This window comes from Pseudoflavonifractor phocaeensis, assembly GCF_016901735.1.
Taxonomy (GTDB): Bacteria; Bacillota; Clostridia; order Oscillospirales; family Oscillospiraceae; genus Pseudoflavonifractor_A.
Map to the genome: position 1 here is coordinate 1 of NZ_JACLZC010000182.1, position 613 is coordinate 613.

Below are 613 nucleotides of genomic sequence, written 5' to 3' on the forward strand. Positions count from 1 at the left end.
TGACACCCACGAAAAAAGCCTTGATTTATGCGGGTTTGAAAGGCTCTAAAGCGTGACATCTCTGCCTTTGTTTCCGCTTTCTCTCGGCGGCTTTGATTTTCTTCATGCGCCCGGCGCAGTCGGGGCAGTATTTTCCCCGGTTGGATTTGGGGACAAAGGCCGCCCCGCAGACGGCACACCGTTTCCGGCTTCCCCGGCACAAGAGGGCTGCGGCCAGCTCCCCGTCAAGGGGCAGGACAGCCACACGGAACCAGTGGCACATGAGGGAAAAGGAAATGCTCTGGACGCACACGCAAGGCTCCCCGTCGTCCAATAGCAGGCAGTTCCCCTCATCGTAGTTACAGCACTCATGTACCAGCCGCCGCGCCCGCCGGTGCTGGCGGTAGTCCATGTGGGGCAGGTTATCGCTCATGGCTCTGCTCCTTTCTGCGGTGCGGCTCGTCCCGGCGCAAAATCTGGTCGATGTTCCGCTTGACGGTCTGCAACTCCTTGAACCGCTGTTTCTGTTCGTGATAGGTGTTATACAGGCCGTCTTTCTCGGAGATAAGCTGCTCGATCTCGGCCTGCAACGCTTTCCGGGCGGGCAGCTTGGTAATGCCATGCGCCTTGAAAT

The 613-nt window shown here is 58.6% G+C and carries 1 protein-coding gene and 1 pseudogene; both read right to left on the reverse strand.

Annotated features, from left to right (window positions below):
- Positions 1-25: 25 nt before the first annotated feature.
- On the reverse strand, positions 26-412 hold the full coding sequence (locus H7U37_RS15155) for a cysteine-rich VLP domain-containing protein (protein WP_002596231.1): 387 nt from the start codon (positions 410-412) through the stop codon (positions 26-28).
- Positions 402-613, reverse strand: a pseudogene (locus tag H7U37_RS15160) (relaxase/mobilization nuclease domain-containing protein); the annotation flags it as partial. The pseudogene H7U37_RS15160 and the gene H7U37_RS15155, both read right to left, overlap by 11 nt.